The organism is Gluconobacter japonicus, assembly GCF_015244665.1.
GTDB lineage: Bacteria > Pseudomonadota > Alphaproteobacteria > Acetobacterales > Acetobacteraceae > Gluconobacter > Gluconobacter japonicus.
In genome coordinates this window covers 107,914-127,270 of sequence record NZ_JABCQN010000006.1, presented here as the reverse complement: position 1 = coordinate 127,270, position 19,357 = coordinate 107,914, and the positions used below count along the sequence as shown (strand labels likewise).

Here is a 19,357-nt window from a genome sequence, read left to right as displayed (position 1 = left end):
GAAGGGCTAATCGTTTTCGTGATGAGAGGCCCAGAACACAGGCCCGCGGGAGCATGATTACGATTGAAATTCTCCGGGATTTGATTTCCGCTTGGGCTGATGAGCAGCGCGAGAAAAGAATTCTTGACGAGAGAACTTCGCTGGGAGATGGTTTTGACATTCCCCGCGCAAGCAGGGATGAACCGTTATAATCCTAATCCTTGATAGGTTTGTAAGACCTTCGTTCCCTGCCTCGGCGGGGATGAACCTTTCTAATTCTGGTCCAAGATAGGTTTGCAAGACCCGTTCCCTGCGTTAGCGGGGCGAATATCTTACGGCCTTCTCTCGTCCTCAATCTTACCAACGATAAAGAAAGAGAGAGAGAAACAGCACAGGCCGTCCGGCCGCCACAATGGTTCGGCCGCACGCGGCCCGCGCCCTGGAGGGCGCGCCATTGTCCCGGCCAGCCGTCTGCGCCTGCGGGAAAGCATCCAGAAAATGAAAAAGGATGTTCTCCGTGGCTACTCCCGTCATAACAGTCTTCACGTTCACCGGCCCACAGGATCGTCTGCGCCAGATCGCCAGAGAGCGCGCCTACCGGACCTGCGCACCCGAACACATGACGTGGGAGGATGAAACAACACTCGTGATGACCCTCGAAAGCGGGATCGGGACGTCATTTCTTGGTCATGGGCTGGGGCTGTCTGACGAATATCCAGACGTCAGCATCCGGGGCATGGAGTATTTCGACTGCTTTGATGATCCGGGCTTTGCCAAATGGCAGGGCGGTGAGCTTGTCTATGAAGCGGATCTCATCACAGTCTTCGGAATCCTGTTTCCGACAGACGCCACAAAAGACTGGCCGGGATGTAGCGCCAGCTTCTGGCACAGGTCTCCGCCTCTCGCGGCTGCCATAGCCGAGAACTGTCCCCACTTTGACCTGATGCCTTTGCGCCGACTGGCAGGGCCGGTGCCGAGATGGGTTGAGACAACGGACGGCTTCGCCACACTCTTTCTCCGCCCGCCCTCGACACCCGACGCGCAGGATGGCCTCGGGGTGATCCTCTATCCGGAGATCGGCAGGAGCACCCTGGTGACAGGGATCGACCGCTTCGGTGGCGTCGCCCGGTTTCGGCGTCAGTCCTATGGACAGATCAGCGCCTCGTGCCCGGAGCTGCGGGCCGTCCTGCGGGACCGCTGGAACGTCAGCGAAAAGAAAAGGAGGAAAGCGCGCCAGGAGCGGAAGGTGCTGAGGAGGAGATTGAAGAAAGCAGAGGGGGAGAGAGGGGATAGTGTGTTTTCTTTCGTCGAGACTGACCCGTGGGTAATGTGAAGGGGAGGTGAAAAGAGGATCGGGGCGGCCCTGACGGGTTCGTTCGCTCTACTGCGCTAGGCTCCTTCGTCGCCAAGCTCCGCCTAGCCCCGACGTCCAGCCGCCCTCAGTCGGGCGTCTGGCCCTCGGGTCTGGCCCTTTCGGGTACGGCTTACCCGCATCCTTTTCCATGAACGGGCGGTCCGGGTCTGGGGGATCGGTTCGTGAGACGGCTCCTCAACCTCCCCGGCCAGTCCTTCGGACCGTCCGCGGAGGCATGTTCCATGGAGGTGGCCTCGCATCCAGCGTTCACTCTGACAGTCGCCGTGCCAGTCCGTAAAGCCACTGCACATCCCTCGGCATCAGGTGTCAGGCCCGCATCTGCTGCAGGGCCGCACGCGACCCCGCATCAGACGCAAACCAGTCCCCTTGCTCAGGACGCTCCGGGCTTGACGGCCTGTCCCGTCGCCCGTCTTGGCCGGTGGCAGGATGGGCTCAGGAAAACGCCACCTCCATTCCTCTTTCGTCGCCGTCAGTGTGCTCGCCGCACAGGCAGGATGGGTCTAGGAAAACATCAAATACCCGTTCAGTATTCAACAAGTAAATAGCCAATTTCAGAGGCTTTATTTTCTTGGAAACGGCGGTTTTCTGCGGTTTTTCGTTGACCGCGAGTAAGTAAAAACCTAATATCTATTCATGGACGGAGGCAATAACGCCGAAACAGTCCAGTTGATACGTTCCTTAATTCTTGGAGGTTCTCATGGCCGGTTCCGTTAACAAAGTCATTCTCGTTGGTAACCTTGGTAAAGACCCCGAAGTCCGCCATACGCAGTCCGGCTCCAAGATCGTGAGCTTTACACTCGCCACGTCTGATACTTGGAACGACCGCCAGAGCGGGGAGCGTCGTGAGCGCACCGAATGGCACCGGGTCGTTATCTTCAATGAGCGGGCTGGTGACGTGGCGGAGCGCTTCCTCCGCAAAGGCCGCAAGGTCTATATCGAAGGCGAACTCCGTACCCGCAAATGGACCGATCAGGGCGGTCAGGAGCACTACACCACAGAGGTCGTCGTTGACCGTTTCAGAGGTGAACTGGTGCTGATCGACAGCAACCGCGCAAGCGAAGGAGGCGGCTGGGGCCAATCGGATGAGGAACTGGACGATCAGGCGCCATTCTAAGGTACTCAGTTCACCGCACGGTCCTGCCAAAGGACCGTCCCCGTTTACGCTCCTTACAGGAACCGGCGCTATGACCACCGAAGAGACTTTTCCATGATGCTGCCGACGCTGCCTCCCAGACCTCCCACTTCAACGCAGCATACAACCGAACGCGTGAAGCTTTTCGCAAGCGGCTGCCAGAGCCTTGCGTTGGCAATCCTCGGGGCGGGGATCGTGGCTCCGCTCTTCACAGGAGTGGCCGTCCCTATGTGGCAGCGTCTGGCAGCCGCGCTCGCCGCTGCCGCTTTTGAAATTGCCGCGTGGACGCTTCTGGGCTATATTCCGAACAACGAGGTCACGCCAACGGAGACCGAACATGATGAATGAGTTCTTCCCAAACCTGCTGATGATGCTCGCCGCGTTTGCTGGCGGCTGCGCCTTTTTCGGCTGGATTGCGAGCCGGTTGCTACCCGCTTCGACCCCGAGACAGAAGCGGCACAGTCCTTCCTGATGCAGAAAGACAGGCGGCCTCCGGGCCGCTTTTTTTTGTCCGCTCGCCCGGTTTAGTCATGCGGGCGCGCCTCGTCGGCGCGAAGTGTATTGCCCCCAGTGCTCGCCCCCCACAGGGGGGCTGCGCCAGGACAGTGGAAAAGCTAGACTGCGCCCATGTCACGACAAACCATAATCCGTATTGGTGCACTGAGTATTCAGGCAGCCGTTCTTCTCCTGATCTGGCAGGGCTTCCTGCATCCAACCCGGGGAGGTCTGCTGGTGCTTGCCGTCGGGTTTGTGGCCTTCTTCCTGACGCGGGATTCTTCCGGCAAAGATCTGGGCCGTAAGTAGAAAAACAGAAGAAGGATCGGGGCGGGCCGTCCGGGTAACGGTTCACCCGTGTTCTTTTCCCTGAACGGACGGTCCTGGTCTGGCAAGTTCGACCGTGAGACGGCTCCTCGTCCCTCCCGAACGGTCCTGAAGGACCGCCCGGGAGGGCCGTTCCACGACAGCGTCCTCGCATCCAGCGTTCAGTCTGACAGTCGCCGTGCCAGTCCGTAAAGCCACTGCGCGACCCTCGGCTTCAGGTGTCAGGCCCGCGTCTGCTGCAGGGCCGCACGCGACCCCGCATCAGCCGCAGGCCTGACACCCTTGCTCAGGACGCTCCGGGCTTGACGGCCTGTCCCGTCGACCGTCTTGGCCGGTGGCAGGATGGGCTCAGGAAAACGCCACTGTCGTTCCACTCTCGTCGCCGTCAATGTGCTCGCCGCACGGGCAGGATGGGTCTAGGAAAACGACAGGTATTCATAAAGTAATCAAGCAATCTTTTTACTTGTCATGCAAAAATAAAGCGCGTTTTATGGCGGTTTTCTGTGCTTTTTCTCTTGTCAGGAAAGGCCGGAAAGGCTATCTTTTACTTGTCGAGAGGGATTGGCCCTCAAGACAAAGCGCCCCGAACGGTATTGGTACTACCGAACGGGACTTCGCTAGACTAGAAAGGTACATTTCATGTCCGACGCATCCAGCACAATGTCCCAGAACGCTTCTCAGGGCAACTACTCCCCCGCTGCTGTCCGTCGCTTCAGTGAAGCCCAACGCCGCACCAAGGCTCTTGCCTCTCCGGGTCTGGCAGACATTCTCCGCCTCGTTCCGTCTGAAGACCAGATGGCAAAAATCGTGCTGGCGTTCGGTGTCGAGGCCGGTGACGTTGACGAACTGACCGGGGCAGGGTCCAACATGGTGCGCGAGCAATACGAGCTGATGTTTCCCATCCTCGTGACCTATATCCGGGGCGAGCAGAATTTCAACGGTCTGCGGATGCACCTTGACCGCGTGGTGGATGGTCTCATCCGGTCCGCCTATGGCGCCGCGAACTTCTATGAAACCCGCCGCATGGTCGCCAAGGATGCAGCCGACAGCTACGCCAATGGCGACCGCGACGAAGACCGCATGGGCGTGGACGGTGGAGAAAACCGCGTGGACGGCTTGCGCCGTATCGCTGCCGAAAACGGCGCGAAGGCTTACGCGCTCTCCTGCGTCGCTTCCGGCGCATGTGCCGCCTATGAGGAACTCATGGGTCAGGCTTGGAAGCCTTACACCCGCGACAATGGCCGCAGCCTCTCCCGTGACGTCGCCGCCGTTCAGGCCGACGCCATGGGCTTCTAAGGCAAGCCCGCCGCGCCCACAGGGCGCGGCCTCTTCCTGTCCCTCTGCACATCGAAGAGCGACCGGCCCCGCCCGGTCGTGGAGCCTGTCCCATGTCTCACGCACTCGCCCCCTATGTCCCCGACGCCAGCGCCAAGAGCCTTCCCCTGAGGAGGTTGGAGCACCTTGCGCGTGGCTTCGCCCTTGCGGACGCCCTTATGACCTTTCTGGAAAATACCCGCTTTGATTCCAGCATCGAGAAGGCCGCAGAAGAGGCGCGCGCCGCTGGTGCCACCCCTGACGAGATCCGGGCCGCGTCGAACGGCCTCGCCTGATCGGCCTCGGCCAGGTCCACACACGCAAAAGGCGGCTCCCCTGGGAACCGCCTTTTTTGTTGTCCGGTCAGACCGCGCCAAAATGGACACAACCGCGCAGGCGCGGCTGTGAAGTATGGTGCGTCAGGGCTTCGCCCTGAAGCCGGTGCGTAAGAGCCCGCTCAGGACTTCGGCAGGATCGGCGGCGGGACGATCTGACACCACGATGCGCCCTTCGTGTCGAACGCCTGATGTTCTTCGCAATAACGGCCGACCCGCGCCGCATAGCCGTCATACGTGTAGCCAGAGGCAAAGCCGAGGCCAATGAGGACCGCACCGGCCAGTGTCATCCGCACGTACGCGCGCCATCGCGCTTCCTTGTAAAACTGGCGCTCATGCGTCGGAATTTCCGTCCGCAACTGGTCGAAAACTTCCTTGCGCAGCTCCGAGGTCACGCCGGAGACGATCCGACCAAGGGTAGCCTGCAATTCCCGGTCTCGAAACAGTTCCTGTTTCTCGACATTCCGTTCCGCGACTTCCCCCAGTTTTTCGACCTGTCGACGACTTTCGATAAACTGGTCCCGCAGAGTGTTTTTTTCCTGCTTGGCCATCTCGATAATATCGCGGGCCTCTCCTCTGAAATTCTGCATTTCAGAGGCGCACGACAGAGCGAGCCGCGCAAAAGCGTCCATGGTGGCTCGGGTTGCGGAAACCCATTTCCCGAATGGAGAATACTGGTCCATCCCTTCCAGTCGGGCCGCTTCCTCCATCAGGCGACCCGCGTCCTGCAAAGCGTGCAGGGCGGAAAGAGGCGTGTCAGCATCACTCATGGGAGCCAGCTTTCAACCTTTTCGGCGACGATGTTGCTTTCGATCAGGTCAAACCAGCGCTTGACCTGTGCACGACGCAAAACGTCGAACGGCGTTCCGCAGGGGCGCGGCGCACTCTCCATGACCTGCTGGAAGGAGAGCCCACTCTCGATAATCGCAGGAAGAACGCTCAGCTTCGGGATCCTCAGATAGCGGACCTCGCAACCTTGCATCTGTTCGAAAAGTGGATCCTCGATGAGACGACCAAAAGCACGATCCGGGTCGTGTCCAGCTGGGACCGTCCAGTCGTTGAATACCAGCAGGGCTCTTTTGGGGCGGAAAAGTTCGCTTTCCCAAAGGCGTTTGATGTAGTCGAGATCTCCGGGCTGGGGGCCGCACATGAACAGTCCGGTGACGTCTAGACCAATACTCTCTGCCAGAGAGATGATTCCTTCCTCTTTTGCCCAGAGTTCAAGTGTTCGGTCGCCACCACCGACATCGACAAGAAGCGATTTTTTCTGCTCGGCCGCTGTCCCGAACGCCTCGGAGAACCACTCTCTCAGGACCCCTGCATCCTCGTTCTTGGGACGCGTGAGACCAAAACGCTCATAGATAGATTTGAACGCCGAGAGCCCGGGATTGCGAGCGTCGCCATCTGCAAGCAGGGGTGAGCGCCCTTGCATGATGGCGCGTTCCGCAAGCGCCGCCTCGGCCGTGGATCCTCCAAGATTTCCGCGACCTGCTTTGACCGCGGCAACAGGCGTGCGGGGTGATTTGGCGGGGGTAGGCTTTTCACTCATGACAGGTCCTTACTTTCAATGCCTTCTCCAACTCAGTGAGGAGAGACCTTCAGTATGCGGACACCGTTTGTGAGTGCGGGCAGGTGGCTAGTATAGAGTTTTCATCAGATCACGCGCACGCATCAGTAATCCTCTAAGGATCAGTGATCGATCTTCATGAGGGACAGCCTCCACCATCGGAATGCAGGCTTTTGCCCAGTCTCGATCTCTTTCAAAAAACGAGCGTCGTGGCAGTCCCGGTAGCGCCTCATAGTCGATGCGACCATCGGGCTGACGCCCCGTCGCATCGAGAGGCATGAGGGCATCGAGCGGCAGATATTCCGGCATTCCATCAGGCCGAGGGCCGACATAAGGCGGCGGGAGTGGCTTGTCCCTGTCTGCACCATAACGGGGAGCCTGCTTGAGCATCGTCACATGGTTCGCGATCTGGCCAATTTTGACCCGGGGGCGGGTGGCGGTTTCTAAAGGTGCAGGCTCGGACTGGGTGGCCTCGACGGGGGCCTCTGACTGAACGCCACCCCCGTTGGACTCCGCCATGGTTCTGCGTTGTGCCTCATAGCCTGCGATCCGCTCACGACGCTCCCTGTTGAGGCGCTCTTCGTTATCGGCTTCAGCCATGAGGGCAAGGATCTCTTCATCAGAGGGGCCAGACCGCACTTTATCTGTCGGCGCGACAGTCCTGCGAACCGCTTGGTCACGAGAAGGACCGTTCGCCTCTGCCACTGCACGGTCCTTTCGGGCAGCCAATGTCTTGCCTGCCCGATACCACGTCATTTTGGCACATCGTACAGTCGGTGCCTGCCCATCAGCATTGGTTAACCCAACGTCTTTGAACCATGCGCACAGGGCCTGCCAGTTCAAACGACGCCCGTTCCATGCCCGCAGTAGCTCTTCGCGGTTCGCTTCCATCCACACGCGCAGCGACATCGCTCCAGACACGTTTTCAAGCGCGCCAATGGCCCCGCTGATCCCGATACCTGTCGCTGCCATGTGGTGCCTCCCGTGGCCGTTGTGCGGCTGCTGCGCATCTCTCAGGGGCACCCTAACACGACTATCAAACGACTACAATCGACTACGTAGGAGCTACGCATCGACTACCAACGACTACAAGAAAGCTACAGAGTTTTTCTTTTTCCATATACAAATGCACCCTTTCGGGTGCGGTCCCTGCGGGACCACCAGGCAACCGGATCAGGGGGCGCTCTTCGATGCTCTTGAGAGGGTGCTTTTCGTAGTGCTGTAAGTGCTGTATATAATGTCAAAGACAGCAATGATGTATGTCCAGCCGAGACGAGAGCCCGACCATGCGTACCTTTTCCACCAGTGATCTGTCCCGGAAATCGGGAGACATTATCGCCAGCGCGCTCCAGGGACCGATCGCCATCAGCCAGCGCGGAAAGCCCCGTCTGGTGGTGTTGAGTGTCGAGCAGTACGAGGCGCTCAGACAGTCGCAGCACGACCGCCGCGTGTCTGGAGCAACGGCCGACATGCCCGCCGATCTGGCAGAAGATGTCACGCAGGCCATTGATGCGTTTCTGTCTCCGGACCAGCGTTGACCATGAGCGCCGTGTTCGAGCCCGGTACGGTTCTGCACTACCCATATCTGTGGCACTGGCAGGATGCACAGGGCGAGACAGAGGGGCGCAAGGACCGGCCAGTCGCCGTAGCCGTGCTGTTCGTTGGTCGGGATGGTCAGGACTATGTCCTACTGCTGCCTCTCACAACGCAGAAGCCAGCGGAGGGACGGGAGGCCATTGAGATCCCGGCAACAGAGAAGGCGCGTGCTGCCCTCGATCAGAACCGTAGCCAATGGCTCATGCTGGATGAGTACAATCTCGATCCGGTCAAGGGGTCGTACTACCTCCGGCAGTCTGCCGTGACAGGGCAGTTCAGCAAGGCGTTCATGCGGACGGTTCTGGAGCAGTTTCGCGGCTTGTTCCCGCAGGCAAAGCGTGTGGCCCGCCATCCCTGACGCGGTCTGCTGACCCCGCCACCCGCACTCACAATACAGGATGGGAGAATGCCTCTTTCAGTAAGAAGGAGCTGACCATCCGTGTCTGACGTCGAAGACTTTACGCTGCCTCACCCTCTCAAGGGGCAGAGCCAGTTTGAACTGCTTGTCATGACCCGTCTTAACCAGTTCGGGGAAATGCTTGCCCAGATCCATCAGCTGGTCAGCCCGCCTGATACGCCACAGGAGGGAGAGGGCCTGCACGAGGTCATGGTTCGCATGGCGAACGCATTGGACCGCCAGGGCAGTGTCCTGGAGCAGCTCTGCGAACAGGTTGCGAGGCTTGAGCGCGGGAGCGGCGATGCGGCCGAGCAGGCATGATCACTTACCGCAAGCTTTCTGCGGCCGGGGCCGGGAAGCTCATCGTCGCCTATCTGCGCGAGCATCAGCTGGAGCCGGAAAAGGATGCCCGGTTCGAGCGGAACGGCGAGAAGAGCCAGTTTGAATCCGGTGATCGCCTGAACTCCTATTACACCGGACGCGATGCCCGCGGAAGTTGGGCCCCTGATATGAGCGAACGGATTGCCAGTCAGCTCGGCATTGATGTGACGACGCGCCCGACCGATGAAGCCCTCGCACGTCTGTTCGAGGGCAAGCGCGCTGACACGGGGGAGAAATGGGCAGGGGCTCATGCGAACCGGGAGATTTCCGGGATTGATTTCACGGCCGCCCCGGACAAGAGCGTCACCCTTGCGGCAGAGTTTGCTTCCACGAAAGCCGAGCAGGCCCTTATCTGGTCCGCCATCCATCAGGCGAATGACCGTGCCATGGCGTTCATCGCCAAGGAGATCGGGATTGCACGACGTGGAAAGGGGGGCGTCTCGTACAACGAAGGCGGGGATGTTGGCTGGGTCTCGTTCCGTCATTACACGGCACGACCGGTCATGAAGATCCAGGATGGCGCACAAGGCCCCACGGCGGCGGTGGAAGTTCTGGTGCCGGGGGATCCACAGGCGCATATCCATAATATCATGTTCAACGCGGTCGCCACGGAGAGCGGGCACCTCGGGTCTCTGGACAGCAAGCGCGTGACCGGGATGACGTCGCATATGTTTGGCGGATACTTCCAGGCCGAGCTTGCCTCCGAGCTTCGCAAGCTGGGTATCCGGGTGGACGTGGATGCTCGCGGTAAGGCCGTCGTTCTGAACGGCATTCCCGAAGAAGCCCGCGAGCTGTTTTCAAAGCGGAGCAAGCAGGCCGAGCGCATGGCCAAAGCCTTCGTCAAGCGGCAGGGCGGTGACTGGAAGGCCATGAGTGCCGAGCAGAAGTTCAAGATCCTGCATCAGGCCAATCTGACCTACCGGTCGAACAAATATACCGGACGCAATGAGCGGGACATCTGGCGGGAAGAAGCCGATGAGATCGGCTGGCACCATGACACGGTTCTGACCGATGAGAAGACAGTTCTACTGTCCCAGAAGGAGCGTTTCGAGAAGGCTTACGGGATCGCGGCCAAAATGCTGGCTGACGAATTTCGCACGGCCGCTGTCATCGACCGGGATGCCTTCCGGACGCATGCCGCGCACGGTCTCATTGCGGCTGGCATTGAAGGGATGGAGGACGTGGAGCGGGTTGCCGATATGATCCAGGAGCGTGGCATTGAGATCGACGGCCAACAGGTCCGCTTTCTGGAGCGCGAGCAGGACGGCCGCCTCCGGGTCGCGACAAGCGCCCAGATCGCCCTCGAAAAGGACATGGCCCGTCTTGCCGGCCTGTCGGCGCGGACGCGGGACGGTGCGCTCAGTGACGAGCAGATCGCCGCAGCGGTCGCCCGGTCGGGTCTCGACTTTACGCGCGAGCCAGCACACGGCGCCGCGCAGCTTGCGGCCATCAATGCGCTGGGTCAGGCGGGTGGTCTGGGTTTCCTGATTGGTGTCGCCGGCTCCGGTAAAACGACGCTGCTGAAGCCTCTGGTCGATGCCTGGCAGGAGGATGGCCGCACCGTTATTGGCGCGGCCATTGCCTGGCGTCAGGCCGATGCGCTGAAGGATGCAGGCATTTCCCAGACCTACGCGATGACTCCCCTTCTGGACGGTCTGGCGCAGGGAAAGATTGTCCTCGATCGGCAGTCGGTTCTTGTCCTTGATGAAGTCAGTCAGGTTTCCCCGCGTCAGCTGCTTGAGATCCTCCAGCTTCAGCAGGAAAAGGGCTTTGCCCTTCGGGTGGTGGGCGACCGGGAACAGGCCCAGGCGATCGAGGCCGGCGACGCTGTGGAACTGCTTTTGCGGGTTATGCCCAAAGAGGCGCGTCCGGAGCTGTTGAGCACGATCCGCCAGAAGTCCGCGCGTGGTCGGCAGATTGCCAGCATGTTTCGCAGTCCTGGACGCGATCTGAGCCAGACCGAGGACGAGCAGAAGAAAGCCGATATTGCCCGGGCGCGTGAAGCCATCGACATGAAGCGCAAGGACGGCACGATCCGACTTGTGGGGGGTGACCATGAGCAGGTCGTCGAGCAGATCGCTGACCTGTATCTTCGACGCCGCGACATGCTGACGCAGGCCGGATCGGAGCGGGGCATCACCATGTCTGCGCCGACCAACGAAGACGTCATGGATCTCAGCCGTGCCGTCCGCGACCGGCTGCGCAAGCGCGGCGAGATCGGGCAGGCGGAGATCGTCAAGGCCGCCATCGATCAGCGTGGCGTCACGTATGAGCTGCCTCTCGCAGTAGGAGACAGGGTTCGATTGTTTGCGAAAACCAGCGTCCGGATGGAGACCGCGCATGGGCGTCGCTGGCGTGATCTGGGTTCGAATGGCGACTTCACGACCGTCAAAGGCTGGTCCGATGAGGGGCTGGTGTTACAGAATGCGAAGGGACGGGAAGGGCTCGTACCCTGGACCCGGCTGGCCGACCCGAAGACCGGACGCGTCCGTCTTGGCTTTGGTCATGCCATGACGGTCGATGCGGCACAGGGTGTGACGTCCGATGAGCATATCAACGCGATGCCGCGTGGATCTTCGGCCATGACAGGTTTTACCTCCTACGTTGCCGAAAGCCGGCATGTCCATCGCTGCTGGACGGCCGTGTCGGAAGGATCCCTCCGGGAGGCCGAGACGTTTTCGCGGGCTCTGGGTGATATCCGGCCGGTGACGGTCAACGATCTGTATGACCGTCTGGCATCTGACATGGGGCGTCATCCCTACAAGTCCCTGGCCGTGGATCTGGCAAAAGCCCGTCTTGCGCACGAAGAAGCCAATACGCGCTGGATCCGGCAGAACCACGTCAATGAGCGGACCCGGCAGAAGGGGCAGTCACCGGGCGGTCAGGTGCGTCGTCAGGTTGAGGAAGCCCCGATCCGGGATGTCCCGCGCGCGCAGTGGGATGATGTCAGTCGCAAGCTGCGCAAGGCCGGCTATGCCGCGCAGGACGCCCTGAATGCGGCGCGGCGGGTTGAAGATCTGCAGGAACGTCGGAGGACACAACAGGCCGAAGACAGGCTGCAGCAAGCTCGCGCGGCCGCACAGGCAGAAGAGCGGGAGCGTGATCGCACGCGGGTTCGTGGCACAGGACGGGGGATGTAGGCTTGAAGAAGGAGGCGGCACGGGACATGCCGCCTCAGGTCCTATGCGAGTTCTTTGCCACGTGCATAGAGATTCAGAGCATGCGTGACGGCCTCGACGGCCGCCCGCTCATCCAGTCCAAGCGCCGTCTCGAACGTCACCAGTTCGCTTCGGAGTGCTTCGTCCAGATCCGGATGAAGTGGCTCCGTCGTGCGGGGCAGCTGAGCGGACGGAGGAACGAGGGTCTCAAACAGCTTGGCAAAAGGTTTGTCTTCTGCCGAAGTCTCGTCCGGAAAAAGAAGGGTCAGGAGTTCCTGGGCGTCCTGCAGGGGTCTGCCTTCCGTGTTGAGAATGACGCCGAGCCGCTGATAAAGATCTCCCAGAACTCCGGTCAGCGGCCGGAGATCGCCCTTTTCGATCCGATCGCACCCTTCCTGAAGACGCCGAGCCACGTCATCTGCTTCCGTGGCCGGTTCCTCCGAGACAGGGGCTTCAAGAGCGGGAGCCGCTGAAACTGTGGGGAACACCCTGTTCACGCCCTCTGGCTTGATACCGGCATAGAACAGTCGCGTGTAGATGCGCTTTCCCCGGAAGAGAATGATGGCCTGCCCCTGTCGGAGGTTCTGCACATCGCTCCAGGAGATCCGCTTGACGTCCCGGATGTCTGCACGTTGCTGGTCCGCATAGACGCCCAGAGGGTTGGAACTGTCGAAGCCGGGGAGGACGCTGACAGGCATCGTTCCACCTGACTGTTCGATCCACTCCCGGGTTGGACCAGAGTCCTCGATATTTTCAAAGATCTTCAGCTTGGGATTGCCGAGAAGCGGAACGGTCAAATCCTTACCGAGCGTGGCGTAGAGAGTGCCGACCTCCTGAAACGAGATCAGCAGGGAAATGTTCAGCTCTCGACCCAACGCCATCATCGCGTCGATCCCGCGTGTCGCGAACTGGCCGACTTCGTCCAGAACCAGAGGATAGGGCACCGTGGAGGACGACGCGCGATTCACCACGCGGTCCTCATAGTCGCCCTCGATCGAGGTGCCGAGTGCTGCCGCCAGCGCGTAACGCAGCGCCGTGATGACCGCCTTGCCCAGGGCGGCATTGGTGTCCGGGTGGTTTTCGAGCGAGGGGAGAAGAACGACCAGGATGCGCCGATTGAAAATGACGTCCCGGAAGTCCACATCACCGATATTGCACCGGAAGATATGTCCGAGCGTGGAACTCATCTGGGTAAAGGTTTTGCCGAAACCGCCCACCACATAGGAATGCTGCTCGCGAACCTTGTCCTGGTCTCCCACGCTTTTGGTGTTCGAGAAGCCACCCGTCTCCGTCACGTAGTCGCGGACCGGGTTCAGCAGGGTCCGGTCAAACTCGGGCGGCAGTTTGACTGTGCGCGTCTCGGCTGCGTCTGCATCATAGTAGGTGAAGATCTGATCCTGGTAGAGATCGCGCAGCTTCACGATGTCAGAGAACATCGTGCGGATCGTCTCGGACATGATCGGAATGCCAAGGTTGTCCCGGACCCAGACGAAGACATAGGACATGCCGCGAATAAGCGCTTCGGCCCTGTCGCGGAAATGCGCGGAGTTACCCCCTCCGCCTTTCTTGTCTTCTGGAAGAAAGAGCGTGAGCAGAAGCTCGGTCATGCCCTCAGCGTTGACAGAGGAGAAGGGGTTCCAGGTGTTGGTTTTTCTGTCGCCGGCTGACACCATCATATTGATGAAGCGCAGGTCTGCCTCTCGGCCCCACCGTCTCGCCATGGCTGCAACGGAGAAGGCAAGGTTGTTCGAGGCCTTGCCGTCGACAATCGTAAACCCGCCGCCCTGTGCCAGGGCATTGCACAGAAGACTGTAAATGAACTGCGTTTTGCCGGACCCGGTTGAGCCGGGCAGAATGGCATGCATTGTCATGTCATTGCCGGACAGCCAGACCTGTTGGGCGGTGACTTCATCCCAGCCTATCAGCCAGTCTCCAGAAGGCTTCCCCGGGATTTCGACGCCAGGTCGTTTTGGGTCGGGCTGAGGATTGCCGTAGTCCTTTCCCTTCGCGTTGGCCGGCAAACGAAGAGGTAACGTCACCGGCCGGGTCAGGACATAGCCGGCATAGGCGACGGCCAGCGGTACAATGGCAGTTGTCAGTGCTGGAACGGAGACAGATACGCCGGCCATTGCCACAAGCCCGATAGACGAAAACCCCGATCGCAGGATTTCCCCGATCTGTTGGGGTACGCTGCGGGTATCGCGGAATGCCAGGCCGCCTTTCTGCTCATGGAAATCTTGCGGACCGTCTATGCGGCGTCTGATCGTCGCCATGATTACTCCAACCCAAATGCGTTGTTCGGTACCGGGGCGGCTTCGGGCGCGGCTGGTATGTAGCGCCGTGTGGCTGGTTCGGGCGCGCGGAGTAGCGGCATCTGCCCTGTTTCTGCTGTATGTGGGCCATTGCTTTTTGCAGGTGACAGCAGCCAGTGGCCGAGGGACGCACCGACGACAATCAGACAGACGCTTGCGATCAGTGGAAGCGGTACCTTTCTGGTTCGCTGCGGCTGCCGTTTAGTGGCACTCTCTTCTGCCCGGAGGAGAGAGGGATTGTCAGGTCCCTCTGAAAACGGGCCCTGCTCGAGAAAGATGATGGTCCGGTCGCCTTCACGACGAATGGAAAGGGACTGTGTGTCAGACGGAACAGAAATGATCATCGCGGACCTCAGCAAGTTAGACGCCTGTGCAGTATCTGACAGGCGTTTGTGAGTGCGGATCAGCCGGTGACGGTGTGGGTATAAGCCGTCAGGGCTTCAATACTGATGCATCCTTCGGGATCGGCGACGGCTCTGAGAACAGCGTTAAGCGCCAGAAGGGCAATCGACAGTGGCACATGATAGAGCCCGGTGAGTGTGTAGCCCGTCACACTGAGTGTGTCGGGCTCAAGCCTGAGGCCGAAGCCCGCCCCTTTTGTTTCTGATCGCCAGAACTCTTCTGCGAGCCTGAGCAGTACCGGAAGAAACACGTTTGTCTGGGTCACGCGCCACGCAGGCAGAACGCCCACACCTGGAATGCCGGTCTCGAAGCGGTAACCCTGTGTTTCAATCAGCGCCGTGCAGCAACGCACCAGGTCGTCAAGATCGCTCATGCGTAATCACGCTTTTTCCAGGAGGGGAGACGAGGGCGAATGGGACCGCACAGAATGACCCGGAACATCCGCACGGCCACGGGTAGCGTCAGGCCAAGCCATGCCAGCACGCTGAAGAACAGGACCCCGATTATGGCGAGGATAAACGTCCATTCGCGCATGTGAGCGATCCACAGAGCAAATGGTGCAAGCGCACGGGCGTCGATAATGAGAAGACGGACCGGGTCCGCGGTAAAGCGCCACATCAGTTTTCTTCCTTCATGGCAGCGGCGGCGACGGCTTCTGTGATTCTGCCCTGTTTCACAGCCGCAGCGATGGATTGAGCGAAAGTCTGTCCGTGTTCCTCGATGGCTGTCTGCGTGATGTTCGGCCAGCGATCCCGGGGTGCATCCAGCAGGCGGGTGCGAATGGCGCGGGTCACAGGCAGGAACTCCCGAATGGGTGTCCTCTTGCCGTCGGTCGACTTCAGCAGCCTCTGGTTCACCAGGAGACGGAGGTTCTCGACGAACGAAATTGTCAGGCTGTCCCGCTGATCAGCGGGGCAGAGCGCCTGAACACGTCGGACAGTGGAAGAGCAGCTGTTCGTATGAAGAGAGCTCAGGAGGCGATGGCCAGAGATCCCGGCCTGGATCGACGCTTCCATGGTCTGGGGATCGCGGCACTCGCCCACGACGATGTCGGTTGGTTCCCGACGCATGCACGCGCGGACAAATTCGGCAAAACTCCTAAGGTTACGCGGAATTTCGAGCTGCGTGACTGTTGAGTTACGACGTTCGATGCGATCATAGAGGATCTCAAGGGGGGCTGACGCTTCGATCAGGTTGCAGTGGATATCCGGGTCTTCAAGCCGGGCCCTGTTGATGCCGCCAATCAGCGTTGATTTCCCCGAGGCCGTGGCGCCGCAGATCAGGAAAATGCCCTTTTCTCCATGCAGCGCGTCCAGCAGTTGAGGCTCGACCTGCTGATCCTCTAAGGGGCGCGGGATATCAACCAGGGGTCGGAAGGTCACCGAAATGCCTGAATCCGCACCGACCTGAGAACTGAGTGCATTCAGGCGAAAGGGGTAACGTCTTTTTTTGCGATCAGGCCAGATTGTATGCCCGACATCGATCGGATCGCCGTTTTTGAGGTTGGTCACTCCCGTCGCGGAGCGAAAGATGTAGTTGACGGCGTCCTCGACTTCACCCGGCAGACTGGCATCGCGCGTTACCTGATGATTTTCACCATGCAAACGCACCATGACAGGCATGTCCGACTGGATTTCGACCCGGGAGCATTCGGCTTCGGAACACCAGATCAGGAACTGATCCAGCGTATTACCCCGCAAAGCTTCACCGTCGTGAGGCCAGAACATGCTCACCGTGCTTTGTTTCCCAGACGGTTCAGTGTCTCGAATTCGTGGATGACCTGTTGATGGGTCCTCACGAGAGCCTTTGGAAAGCCGTCGCTTTGCTCTCGTGGACCGTGCTTCTGATGCAGTGCCTCCATGTACCCCGAGATCGGCTCTAAGAGAGAAGACGGCGCGCGGCTTACGTCATACCCGTAATAAGTTTTGCGAGACGCCACATGGTCGAGCTGAACAAGCGTCAGCGTCATCGCACGATCGAGCTGAAGGGCTGGTACGGCATAATGCTCTGCGACCCAGTCCCGGAGGGTGTAAGCCGCAATGCGCGCACGGATGAAATCAGGCATAAGGCTAAAAATTACAGAATCAGTCATGGTCTGCCGAAGGTCTTGAGAAGGCTGGAGATCTGGGGTGTCGTCAGAGGGCGTCCGGCAAGGCACTCTGCTTTCCAGTGTGCCAGCGCTGCTGCCGCTTCCGGGCAGGAGGAAATCGCCATGACATAAGGTGGGAGTCCGTCACGCGGATAGGACGCTGCGGAGAGAACGAGCCAGAGGTCGCGGTCCAGAAACTGGATGGCCGCGAAAAGCCCTGGGTTGACGACGCCGGCTTTGAGGCGTGCCTCCTGGAGAAGCGACAGGAGTGCTGGTCGCGTAAAGGCATGTTGCTCAGCGATCTTCAGCGTCGAGCGGAAGCTCTCCTTCTTCAGCTGCTTATCAAGGGTAGCCACAAAGGATTTCGACACTTTCGCGAAGTTTGATGGCGCTCCGTCTTTCAAAGTGCCTTTCATCTGCACAGAGAGGTTCTCCAGGACACTCTGTGCCTCATCTTTTCGGCGTTGGATGAAGAACGAGAAAGCGACGAACAGGCATTTTTCAGCGACCGACGCCTCCAGGGGCCCGCGCCAGGGACGACCAAGTTGCGCCTCCAGCGCCTGAAGAGTGGCCTCGCGCAGCTCGGCGGGTGAGTCGCCTCGCACATATCGTGCGCGCCACTCATCGAGATTAAGCGCCGGATCGAGAGGCGCTAAGGGCACTTCGGGAGGCGAGGGTCGCACCAGCTTTAACCCCTTGCCAAGCCACGCTGCGCCCAATGGATGGATCTCCGCGAGTGCTTTCTGCAGTCCTTCAAGGCCGAACCGCTTGCGATGACGCTCCAAAGGCGCGCGGGTCAGGCACAGACCCGCAAGAATGACGAGCAGGACAAGAGCCGGCCACCGGAGAACCGACCCCGTCAGCGTGCAAAGCGCCCAGAGGGTCGATGCAGAGACACGCTCAGGGATGGCCTCCCCAAGATTGACGAGGACCGCGTCATAACGGTGCGTGAAGAGTCCAATCAGCCGCAGCTCGTAGCCCTGCACGAACAGGACGACTTCGACGATCTGGGTGTGGAACTTCAACCAGAGCAGGAACGAAAACAGAGCAATTCCAACGCAGACGCCGATCAGCAGACTGGCAATGCGCTCGGGATCGTGGGATCGCGTGTTGGGAGCCGGGTTAACTGGCATTACTGGCCTCCCTCTGAAACGTGCCAATGGGCGCGGTTCGCATCGAGACCGGGTTGACTGCGGATGCGAAGTTCCCGGTCATCGAGACGCATCAGATCGGCGCCACCCTGAACGTCGCGGTGCAGCTGAGAGACCTCCGGGGCTGCCACTTTTCCGGCTCTTAACAGAACCCTGTAACGGCCCATGCCCATGACATCGCGTTCCATGCGCGACAGGTCATCGAGAAAGATCTCGACCGCCTGCCGTTGTCCGGCTGCCCAGCCATAAGCCACCCCGGTTCTCCAGACCTCAACTTCATGTGGCGTGCGTGGGCGGACCGCGTCGGCTGGTGGGGAAGGGGGTGAAACAGTGCGTACAAGCCATGTGCGCCATTGCGGCACGGCCGTTACAAGCTGAGCGCGTCGTGTAATCTGGTAGATCGTACCTGTCTCCCGGGCAGTCTGGCCACTTGGATCGAGAGCGACTGCCATTTGCGCTTCTGTGACCACGGGTGGTCGGATAAGGGTCTGACCGTTCCCGGCTGGGAGCACCAGAGTGCGGAAATCCACTTTCTGGTCCAGAACATGGGAATATCGGCGCAGGAGCTCATTGATTGCGTAGGATTCTGCGGCCCGCCCGCCTTGGGCGCCATAGGCCCAAGCCGCACTGCGGACAGCACTGTCGCGCCCGTTCCCGCTTTCCTGTTTCGGGGAATAGCCGGGGCGCACGGCCATCATCGCTTCGAGCGACGACGGCCTGTCCACGTCAGGAATATCCGGGGCTTCCGCTGCCCCGGTGATAGGCGTGTCGATTGCATTGCCTGCTTCCGGGTTGCCGTCGGGTATCTCCGGGACAGGAAGATCCTGAGGGGGTTCTGCGCGTGCATGGGCGGTGAACCCACAGAGCGATGCCGCAAGAAGGGCCGTCCGAAAGGTAGAATGCCGAGGCTTACGCATTCCAGGTAATCCTTATGACGTGGTGGGGGATATCAACCCAGATGTCGGCATGACCCGCTGACGCGGCCGCCATTTCGTCCAGCAGGCGCCCGAACGTGGTCGTCTTCTGATCCACTTCTATGATCGGCGGCGCGGCGCGCGGCGGGATGTCGGTCTGATAGCCGATCCGTGTGGCGATCAGCCGGACACCCTCATCGAGAGGTCCTTGCCAATTCCAGCTGACAGGTCGGTTCATCTCGGCCGGAAGAACAGAGCCCGCCCGTACCAGAGGAAAACGGACGGCACCAATCTGGTCGAGTGCGGACAGAATATGATTCATGTCCTGATCGTAGGGATGCACAGGCGGCGGGGTCTGTTCGCTGCAGGCACAGAGGCCTGACAGCAGCAGAAAGGGAAGGCCGAAGGGTCGGCGAAGAGGGACGTGCCACAT

Annotated in this window: 23 protein-coding genes and 1 pseudogene; 12 read left to right on the top strand and 12 right to left on the bottom strand. The window is 60.1% G+C overall.

Going from position 1 to position 19,357, the window contains the following annotated elements:
- Positions 1–487 precede the first annotated feature (487 nt).
- The 8 genes and pseudogenes from HKD32_RS12215 (at position 488) to HKD32_RS12185 (ending at position 4,918) form a co-directional block, all read left to right on the top strand.
- Positions 488–1,312, top strand: coding sequence for a hypothetical protein (locus tag HKD32_RS12215; RefSeq protein WP_194258108.1), 825 nt, complete (start codon positions 488–490; stop codon positions 1,310–1,312).
- Between the two features lie 739 nt (positions 1,313–2,051).
- Positions 2,052–2,429 (top strand): annotated as a pseudogene (gene ssb / locus HKD32_RS12210) (single-stranded DNA-binding protein); the annotation flags it as partial.
- A gap of 132 nt (positions 2,430–2,561) precedes the next feature.
- Positions 2,562–2,834, top strand: a complete 273-nt coding sequence (locus tag HKD32_RS12205; RefSeq protein WP_194258106.1) for a hypothetical protein — start codon at positions 2,562–2,564, stop codon at positions 2,832–2,834.
- Complete coding sequence (locus HKD32_RS15455) at positions 2,824–2,958, top strand: hypothetical protein (protein WP_273498567.1); 135 nt, start codon at positions 2,824–2,826, stop codon at positions 2,956–2,958. The genes HKD32_RS12205 and HKD32_RS15455 overlap by 11 nt, the downstream gene beginning before the upstream one ends.
- A gap of 155 nt (positions 2,959–3,113) precedes the next feature.
- The gene (locus tag HKD32_RS12200; protein WP_194258105.1) at positions 3,114–3,290 is read left to right on the top strand and encodes a hypothetical protein; all 177 of its coding nucleotides are present in this window, start codon (positions 3,114–3,116) and stop codon (positions 3,288–3,290) included.
- A 48-nt stretch (positions 3,291–3,338) separates the two neighbouring features.
- Positions 3,339–3,500, top strand: a complete 162-nt coding sequence (locus tag HKD32_RS12195) for a hypothetical protein (protein WP_194258104.1) — start codon at positions 3,339–3,341, stop codon at positions 3,498–3,500.
- A gap of 447 nt (positions 3,501–3,947) precedes the next feature.
- Complete coding sequence (locus tag HKD32_RS12190; protein WP_062106976.1) at positions 3,948–4,604, top strand: hypothetical protein; 657 nt, start codon at positions 3,948–3,950, stop codon at positions 4,602–4,604.
- A gap of 92 nt (positions 4,605–4,696) precedes the next feature.
- Positions 4,697–4,918 carry a hypothetical protein gene (locus HKD32_RS12185; RefSeq protein ID WP_062015134.1) on the top strand — a complete coding sequence of 74 codons (222 nt, stop codon included), beginning with the start codon at positions 4,697–4,699 and terminating at the stop codon, positions 4,916–4,918.
- Positions 4,919–5,079: 161 nt separating this feature from the next.
- On the opposite strand, the gene HKD32_RS12180 is transcribed toward HKD32_RS12185, so the two are convergent.
- The 3 genes from HKD32_RS12180 to HKD32_RS12170 form a co-directional block, all read right to left on the bottom strand.
- A complete protein-coding gene (locus HKD32_RS12180; RefSeq protein ID WP_228119009.1) occupies positions 5,080–5,727 on the bottom strand; it encodes a hypothetical protein in 648 nt (215 codons plus the stop codon).
- Positions 5,724–6,506: a hypothetical protein gene (locus HKD32_RS12175; protein ID WP_194258103.1), complete on the bottom strand. Its 783-nt coding sequence runs from the start codon at positions 6,504–6,506 to the stop codon at positions 5,724–5,726. The genes HKD32_RS12180 and HKD32_RS12175 overlap by 4 nt, the downstream gene beginning before the upstream one ends.
- An 87-nt stretch (positions 6,507–6,593) precedes the next feature.
- Complete coding sequence (locus HKD32_RS12170) at positions 6,594–7,496, bottom strand: hypothetical protein (RefSeq protein ID WP_194258102.1); 903 nt, start codon at positions 7,494–7,496, stop codon at positions 6,594–6,596.
- 314 nt (positions 7,497–7,810) lie between these two features.
- On the opposite strand from HKD32_RS12170, the gene HKD32_RS12165 reads away from it, so the two are divergent.
- The 4 genes from HKD32_RS12165 (at position 7,811) to mobF (ending at position 12,038) form a co-directional block, all read left to right on the top strand.
- The gene (locus tag HKD32_RS12165) at positions 7,811–8,062 is read left to right on the top strand and encodes a type II toxin-antitoxin system prevent-host-death family antitoxin (protein ID WP_194258101.1); all 252 of its coding nucleotides are present in this window, start codon (positions 7,811–7,813) and stop codon (positions 8,060–8,062) included.
- A gap of 2 nt (positions 8,063–8,064) precedes the next feature.
- Positions 8,065–8,478 (top strand): hypothetical protein, encoded by a 414-nt coding sequence (locus tag HKD32_RS12160; RefSeq protein ID WP_062015121.1) that lies wholly within the window; start codon positions 8,065–8,067, stop codon positions 8,476–8,478.
- 81 nt (positions 8,479–8,559) lie between these two features.
- Positions 8,560–8,838 carry a hypothetical protein gene (locus tag HKD32_RS12155; RefSeq protein ID WP_194258100.1) on the top strand — a complete coding sequence of 93 codons (279 nt, stop codon included), beginning with the start codon at positions 8,560–8,562 and terminating at the stop codon, positions 8,836–8,838.
- Positions 8,835–12,038 carry a MobF family relaxase gene (gene mobF, locus HKD32_RS12150; RefSeq protein WP_194258099.1) on the top strand — a complete coding sequence of 1,068 codons (3,204 nt, stop codon included), beginning with the start codon at positions 8,835–8,837 and terminating at the stop codon, positions 12,036–12,038. Before HKD32_RS12155 ends, mobF begins: the two co-directional genes overlap by 4 nt.
- A 41-nt stretch (positions 12,039–12,079) precedes the next feature.
- Here the strand turns inward: mobF and HKD32_RS12145 are convergent, their stop codons facing one another.
- The 9 genes from HKD32_RS12145 to HKD32_RS12105 are packed head-to-tail and all read right to left on the bottom strand — an operon-like array spanning position 12,080 to position 19,357.
- On the bottom strand, positions 12,080–14,329 hold the full coding sequence (locus tag HKD32_RS12145; protein WP_194258098.1) for a type IV secretory system conjugative DNA transfer family protein: 2,250 nt from the start codon (positions 14,327–14,329) through the stop codon (positions 12,080–12,082).
- A 2-nt stretch (positions 14,330–14,331) separates the two neighbouring features.
- Positions 14,332–14,712, bottom strand: a complete 381-nt coding sequence (locus HKD32_RS12140; protein WP_194258097.1) for a hypothetical protein — start codon at positions 14,710–14,712, stop codon at positions 14,332–14,334.
- A 59-nt stretch (positions 14,713–14,771) separates the two neighbouring features.
- Complete coding sequence (locus tag HKD32_RS12135) at positions 14,772–15,143, bottom strand: hypothetical protein (protein ID WP_062105790.1); 372 nt, start codon at positions 15,141–15,143, stop codon at positions 14,772–14,774.
- Complete coding sequence (gene icmT, locus HKD32_RS12130) at positions 15,140–15,388, bottom strand: IcmT/TraK family protein (protein WP_194258096.1); 249 nt, start codon at positions 15,386–15,388, stop codon at positions 15,140–15,142. The genes HKD32_RS12135 and icmT overlap by 4 nt, the downstream gene beginning before the upstream one ends.
- The gene (locus tag HKD32_RS12125; protein WP_228119008.1) at positions 15,388–16,497 is read right to left on the bottom strand and encodes a type IV pilus twitching motility protein PilT; all 1,110 of its coding nucleotides are present in this window, start codon (positions 16,495–16,497) and stop codon (positions 15,388–15,390) included. The genes icmT and HKD32_RS12125 overlap by 1 nt, the downstream gene beginning before the upstream one ends.
- Positions 16,498–16,499: 2 nt before the next feature.
- Positions 16,500–16,862: a hypothetical protein gene (locus HKD32_RS12120; RefSeq protein WP_228119007.1), complete on the bottom strand. Its 363-nt coding sequence runs from the start codon at positions 16,860–16,862 to the stop codon at positions 16,500–16,502.
- Complete coding sequence (locus HKD32_RS12115) at positions 16,859–17,992, bottom strand: secretion/conjugation apparatus DotM-related subunit (RefSeq protein WP_194258093.1); 1,134 nt, start codon at positions 17,990–17,992, stop codon at positions 16,859–16,861. Before HKD32_RS12115 ends, HKD32_RS12120 begins: the two co-directional genes overlap by 4 nt.
- Entirely contained in the window at positions 17,992–18,927 is a 936-nt protein-coding gene (locus HKD32_RS12110; RefSeq protein WP_194258092.1) for a type IV secretion system DotC family protein, read from the bottom strand. Before HKD32_RS12110 ends, HKD32_RS12115 begins: the two co-directional genes overlap by 1 nt.
- Entirely contained in the window at positions 18,920–19,357 is a 438-nt protein-coding gene (locus tag HKD32_RS12105; protein WP_194258091.1) for a DotD/TraH family lipoprotein, read from the bottom strand. Before HKD32_RS12105 ends, HKD32_RS12110 begins: the two co-directional genes overlap by 8 nt.

Excerpts from the sequence above, each read along its gene's own strand:
- HKD32_RS12205 (WP_194258106.1), top strand. The coding sequence starts at position 2,562 with ATGATGCTGCCGACGCTGCCTCCCAGACCTCCCACTTCAACGCAGCAT.
- HKD32_RS12185 (WP_062015134.1), top strand. The coding sequence starts at position 4,697 with ATGTCTCACGCACTCGCCCCCTATGTCCCCGACGCCAGCGCCAAGAGC.
- HKD32_RS12135 (WP_062105790.1), bottom strand. The coding sequence starts at position 15,143 with ATGAGCGATCTTGACGACCTGGTGCGTTGCTGCACGGCGCTGATTGAA.
- HKD32_RS12120 (WP_228119007.1), bottom strand. The coding sequence starts at position 16,862 with ATGACTGATTCTGTAATTTTTAGCCTTATGCCTGATTTCATCCGTGCG.
- HKD32_RS15455 (WP_273498567.1), top strand. The coding sequence starts at position 2,824 with ATGATGAATGAGTTCTTCCCAAACCTGCTGATGATGCTCGCCGCGTTT.
- HKD32_RS12180 (WP_228119009.1), bottom strand. The coding sequence starts at position 5,727 with ATGAGTGATGCTGACACGCCTCTTTCCGCCCTGCACGCTTTGCAGGAC.
- HKD32_RS12140 (WP_194258097.1), bottom strand. The coding sequence starts at position 14,712 with ATGATCATTTCTGTTCCGTCTGACACACAGTCCCTTTCCATTCGTCGT.
- HKD32_RS12215 (WP_194258108.1), top strand. The coding sequence starts at position 488 with ATGTTCTCCGTGGCTACTCCCGTCATAACAGTCTTCACGTTCACCGGC.
- HKD32_RS12125 (WP_228119008.1), bottom strand. The coding sequence starts at position 16,497 with ATGTTCTGGCCTCACGACGGTGAAGCTTTGCGGGGTAATACGCTGGAT.
- HKD32_RS12115 (WP_194258093.1), bottom strand. The coding sequence starts at position 17,992 with ATGCCAGTTAACCCGGCTCCCAACACGCGATCCCACGATCCCGAGCGC.
- HKD32_RS12105 (WP_194258091.1), bottom strand. The coding sequence starts at position 19,357 with ATGTGGCACGTCCCTCTTCGCCGACCCTTCGGCCTTCCCTTTCTGCTG.
- HKD32_RS12190 (WP_062106976.1), top strand. The coding sequence starts at position 3,948 with ATGTCCGACGCATCCAGCACAATGTCCCAGAACGCTTCTCAGGGCAAC.
- mobF (WP_194258099.1), top strand. The coding sequence starts at position 8,835 with ATGATCACTTACCGCAAGCTTTCTGCGGCCGGGGCCGGGAAGCTCATC.
- HKD32_RS12160 (WP_062015121.1), top strand. The coding sequence starts at position 8,065 with ATGAGCGCCGTGTTCGAGCCCGGTACGGTTCTGCACTACCCATATCTG.
- HKD32_RS12165 (WP_194258101.1), top strand. The coding sequence starts at position 7,811 with ATGCGTACCTTTTCCACCAGTGATCTGTCCCGGAAATCGGGAGACATT.
- icmT (WP_194258096.1), bottom strand. The coding sequence starts at position 15,388 with ATGTGGCGCTTTACCGCGGACCCGGTCCGTCTTCTCATTATCGACGCC.
- HKD32_RS12200 (WP_194258105.1), top strand. The coding sequence starts at position 3,114 with ATGTCACGACAAACCATAATCCGTATTGGTGCACTGAGTATTCAGGCA.
- HKD32_RS12170 (WP_194258102.1), bottom strand. The coding sequence starts at position 7,496 with ATGGCAGCGACAGGTATCGGGATCAGCGGGGCCATTGGCGCGCTTGAA.
- HKD32_RS12175 (WP_194258103.1), bottom strand. The coding sequence starts at position 6,506 with ATGAGTGAAAAGCCTACCCCCGCCAAATCACCCCGCACGCCTGTTGCC.
- HKD32_RS12110 (WP_194258092.1), bottom strand. The coding sequence starts at position 18,927 with ATGCGTAAGCCTCGGCATTCTACCTTTCGGACGGCCCTTCTTGCGGCA.
- HKD32_RS12145 (WP_194258098.1), bottom strand. The coding sequence starts at position 14,329 with ATGGCGACGATCAGACGCCGCATAGACGGTCCGCAAGATTTCCATGAG.